This is a genomic window from Serratia sp. CY38905 (genome assembly GCF_052168875.1).
Lineage (GTDB): Bacteria > Pseudomonadota > Gammaproteobacteria > Enterobacterales > Enterobacteriaceae > Serratia > Serratia sarumanii.
The window spans coordinates 1-4227 of sequence record NZ_JBJNLV010000038.1 but is presented as its reverse complement, the minus strand read 5'-3'; the positions used below and the strand labels follow the sequence as shown (position 1 = coordinate 4227).

Annotated in this window: 3 protein-coding genes and 2 pseudogenes; 1 reads left to right on the top strand and 4 read right to left on the bottom strand. The window is 61.0% G+C overall.

Annotated elements, in window-relative coordinates; genetic code table 11:
- Positions 1-119: 119 nt before the first annotated feature.
- The 4 genes and pseudogenes from ACJ8MK_RS25885 to ltnD form a co-directional block, all read right to left on the bottom strand.
- Positions 120-773: pseudogene (locus ACJ8MK_RS25885) on the bottom strand (TIM barrel protein); the annotation flags it as partial.
- Between the two features lie 4 nt (positions 774-777).
- Positions 778-1398 carry a 3-oxo-tetronate 4-phosphate decarboxylase gene (gene otnC, locus ACJ8MK_RS25880; protein WP_002210516.1) on the bottom strand — a complete coding sequence of 207 codons (621 nt, stop codon included), beginning with the start codon at positions 1396-1398 and terminating at the stop codon, positions 778-780.
- Positions 1391-2656 carry a 3-oxo-tetronate kinase gene (gene otnK / locus ACJ8MK_RS25875; protein WP_002210515.1) on the bottom strand — a complete coding sequence of 422 codons (1266 nt, stop codon included), beginning with the start codon at positions 2654-2656 and terminating at the stop codon, positions 1391-1393. The genes otnC and otnK overlap by 8 nt, the downstream gene beginning before the upstream one ends.
- Before the next feature lie 11 nt (positions 2657-2667).
- Complete coding sequence (ltnD, locus tag ACJ8MK_RS25870; RefSeq protein WP_002210514.1) at positions 2668-3570, bottom strand: L-threonate dehydrogenase; 903 nt, start codon at positions 3568-3570, stop codon at positions 2668-2670.
- 260 nt (positions 3571-3830) lie between these two features.
- Here ltnD and ACJ8MK_RS25865 point away from each other — a divergent pair.
- A pseudogene (locus ACJ8MK_RS25865) lies at positions 3831-4118 on the top strand (DeoR family transcriptional regulator); the annotation flags it as partial.
- Between the last annotated feature and the right edge of the window lie 109 nt (positions 4119-4227).

The following is a 4227-nucleotide window of genomic DNA, read 5'->3' as shown; positions in this document are numbered from 1 at the left end:
TCAGCATTTTATTATGGTGATCCCCTGGGCGAAATGCGCCTGGTAAGCAGAGTTTTTGAAATGTAAGGCCTTTGAATAAGACAAAAGGCTGCCTCATCGCTAACTTTGCAACAGTGCCTTTCGCCCTCATCCGGTTCATGACGGTCGGGCAGGGAGGCAATCTGAATATGGCGATACTGGCCGGCATATTCGGTAATAAGATGGCTTAAATTGCCGTCCACCTTCTGCGCGTGAAACAGATCTAACTGCACCGCCAGGTTCGGCCTGTCGACCCGTTTCACCATCGCCAGCGTCTGATATTGACTGTGGTAGAGATAGCCCGGTTTGGTCTGCGGATTCAGCGCTTCGATGAGTATCCGCTTGTCGTGGCGGGCAAAGCACTCCGCCGCGTAGCGCAGATTATCGATAAGCACGGCCTCGCAGGCTGCGCGATCCGCTCCCGGCGGCACCACGCCGGCCATGATATGCACCTGCGGGCAACCGAGCTGGCAGGCATACTCCAGCGCCAGCTCAATATCGCGTCGGGCCTCCGCGCTTCTCCCGGGGATGGCGGCGAGCCCCCATTCTCCGGCGTTGACGTCGCCGGGTGGGGTATTGAACAGCACCAGCTGCAGCTGGTTCTCCTGCAGGCGCTGTCTGATTTCCCCGGCGGCATACTCATAGGGAAACAGAAACTCAACGGCTTCAAATCCCGCCCGGGCAGCGGCGGCAAAGCGTTCCAGGAACGGCAGTTCGGTAAACAGCATGGATAAATTTGCAGCGAATTTTGGCATGGTTTTATCTCAGTTCTTTTACTTCGTCAGCGGTCAGGTAGCGGATCTCGCGGTTGCCGAGGGTAAATATCAGCCGTGCGGTCTCTTCCAGTTCCTCGGTATTGTTGGTGGCTTCGCGCAGCGATGAGCCAGTAACCACCGGTCCGTGGTTGGCCAGTAAAAAGGCGTTATAGCGGGGCGCCAGCCCGGCCAGCGCCTGGGCAATACGGTCATCGCCCGGCCGGTAGTAGGGAACCACCGGGACGTCGCCGACGCGCATCACCACATAGGGGGTAAAGGGGCGGATACAGTTGTGCGGATCGAGCCCCTGCAGGCAGGAGAGCGCGGTCAGATAGTGGCTGTGCAAGTGGACGATCGCCTTGCAGGCCGGGTTGTGCAAATAGACTGCCCGGTGAAAAGTGACCTCTTTCGACGGTTTGTCGCCGGAGATCCATTCTCCTTGCAGCGTCACCACCGACAACCGCTGAGCCTGCAGTTCGCCGAGGCAGGCGCCGGTCGGCGTCGCCAGCAGGTTGCCGTCCGGCAGCAGCAGCGACAGATTGCCAGCGGAGCCGGTGGCATAGCCGCGGCTAAATAACGAGGCGCCAATCTGCACCATTTCCTCTCGCAGTTGTTGCTCAGTCATGACGAAACTCCTGCTGGGCACGGGCAAAGAACTGGATATCGCCGAAGTTACCTGACTTCAGCGCCAGGGAGAGCGGCTGGCGGGTGTCACGCACCCAGGGCACGCCAGGGGAGATGGTCGGCCCAATATGGAACGCCTCAACCCCCAGGGTCTGCGCCACAATGCTCGACGTTTCCCCTCCGGCCACAATAAAGCGGGTAAATCCTTTCGCCTTCAGGGCGGCGGCAAGAGCGGCAAACAGCTGTTCCACCCGTTCGCTGCTGGCCTTGTCGCCATACTGCGCCTGGATCCGCTGCAGCGTTTGCGGCTCGGTGGTGGCATAGATCATCGGCGCCAGCGGCGCATCGCGCTGCGCGTCCACCCAGTCAGTCAGCGTCCTGACGTAGCTCTCCAGATCGGTAAAGCAGGCGCTTAAGTCGACGGCGCGGGCGGGGGCCTGTTGACGATAGGCCGCCACCTGGCTGTTGGTCATCACCGAGCAGGAGCCCGAGAGCACCACCGCCGGGCCGACCAGCGGCATGCCGGCCTGAGCGCTTTCACCCCGGGCGCCATGGCGCTGCGCCAAGTCGCGGGCGAGGCCGATGGCGAGGCCGGAACCGCCGGAGACCAGCTTCATCTCCCGCAGCGCCACGCCCTGGGTGAGCAGATCCTGTTCGCTGAGGGCGTCGAGCACCACATAGCGCACCGCCGGATCGTTGACTGCCGCCAGCGCGGCGGCGACCGCCTCCGGCCCCCGGGCGACAATCGGCCAGGCAATCAGCGCGGCTTTTCCGCGCCCCTGGCGCTCAATTAAGCGGCCCAGGTGCGCATCCTCCATCGGCGTCACCGGATGGTGGCGCATCCCGGACTCATTCAGCAGTTGCTCGCCGACGAACAGATATCCCTGATAGACCGTGCGGCCGTTAACCGGCAGCGCCGGGGAAATCACCGTCCGCGTCTCACCCAGCTCGGCCAGCAGGGCATCCAGCACCGGGCCAATGTTGCCCTGCGCGGTGCTGTCGAAAGTGGAACAGTACTTGAAATAAAACTGCTGACAGCCCTGGGCCTGCAGCCAGCGCAGGGCCGCCAGCGACTGGCTGACGGCCATTTCCGCCGGGCAGGAGCGAGTTTTCAGGCTGATGACCACCGCCTCGCTGGTCAGCGGAAGATCGCGGGTCGGCACGCCATTCAGTTGCACCGTCGGCATGCCGTTGCGCACGAGGAAGCTGGCAATATCCGTGGCGCCGGTGAAGTCATCGGCAATGACACCAAGCTGCATGTTGTCTCTCCTCACTGTTTATGGCCCGGCAGGGTGATGCCGTTGAAAATCTTGATCACCGCGCTGTCATCTTCCCGACCGAATCCGGCATTACTGGCGGAGGTGAACATATTCAGCGCGGTGGTAGCGAGCGGCAGCGGGAAGGTCAGCGCCCGGGCAGTGTCATTCACCAGCCCGAGATCTTTGACAAAAATATCGACAGCGGATTTTGGCGAGTAATCGCCATCCAGGACGTGCTGCATGCGATTCTCAAACATCCATGAATTACCCGCCGCGTGGGTGACCACGTCATACATCGTTTCGAGTGGGATCCCGGCGCGGGCGGCAAGCGCCATCGCTTCGGCGGCAACGGCGATGTGCACCCCGGCCAGCAGCTGATGGATAATTTTTACCGTCGAGCCAAGACCAATGTCGCTCCCTATGCGGTAGACTTTGCCGGCCACGGCGTCCAGCACCGGCGCGAGGCGGGCAAAGGCGGCATCGCTCCCGGAGGCCATCACCGTCATGTCGCCGGCGGCCGCTTTCACGGCGCCGCCCGATACCGGCGCGTCGAGCATCAATAGCTGGTACTCCGCCAGCGCCTCGGCAATGGCCTGAGCATCGGCGGAAGCGATGGTGGACGACACCATCACGACGGTGCCCGGCTTCAGATGGGCGGCGAGGCCGCTCTCGCCGAACAGGATCCCCCGCACCTGGGCGGCATTGACCACCAGCAGCACAACTGCATCCAGTTCCGCGGCGAACGGCACCGCGCTGGGGCCCGCGCCATTGGCGCCCGCCGCCAGCAGTGCGCGACAGTTGTCGGGATTGATGTCAACGCCCCAGGTGTTCAGGCCCGCCTGCAGGCAGGCGCGGGCGGCGCCCATGCCCATTGAACCCAGTCCAATCACGCAGACGTTAGTGTGTGCAGCCATGCTGGTCTCCTTGTGAACATTAGTTAATTAATGTGATTTAATGATAGAATAAAGCGTTATCATGTGAATTTATGTGAGAGTTATCACGAATAACCCACATGAATATAAAAAATTCACAGGCGGAAAGAGGCTGCACAACGGCGATTCTTGCCCTAAAATAGCCTAAAAACAGCGGCAAAGCGCGATAACAACACCGGGTGTCGCCAGGGCCGTAGCCTGGGTGGTGACGCCTGGTGTGAAAAAATGGTAAGGGGAGAGCGGTGATTCCAATAGAACGACATCAGCGTATTTTAGCCCTGGTGGAGCAGCGTGGGGCGGTAAGCATTAACGAGCTGACGGAGATCCTCGGCGTGTCCCATATGACCATCCGTCGGGACGTCAGTAAACTGGAGGAGCAGGGGCTGCTGGTCAGCGTCTCGGGCGGCGTGCGCGCCGTCAGCCGGCTGGCTGCGGAACCCAGTCATCTGGTGAAAAGCACGCTGCAGAGTGAGGAGAAACAGGCGATCGGCGCGCTGGCGGCGAGTCATATCGCTAAAAACGGCACTGTTGCAAATAGTCGGTGGTGATAAACTTATCATCCCCTTTTGCTGATGGAGCTGCACATGAACCCATTCAAAGGCCGGCATTTTCAGCGTGACATCATTCTGTGGGCCGTAC

What these genes read in the sequence shown, in the direction of transcription:
- otnC (WP_002210516.1), bottom strand. Translation starts at nt 1,398, where the DNA reads ATGACTGAGCAACAACTGCGAGAGGAAATGGTGCAGATTGGCGCCTCG.
- otnK (WP_002210515.1), bottom strand. Translation starts at nt 2,656, where the DNA reads ATGCAGCTTGGTGTCATTGCCGATGACTTCACCGGCGCCACGGATATT.
- ltnD (WP_002210514.1), bottom strand. Translation starts at nt 3,570, where the DNA reads ATGGCTGCACACACTAACGTCTGCGTGATTGGACTGGGTTCAATGGGC.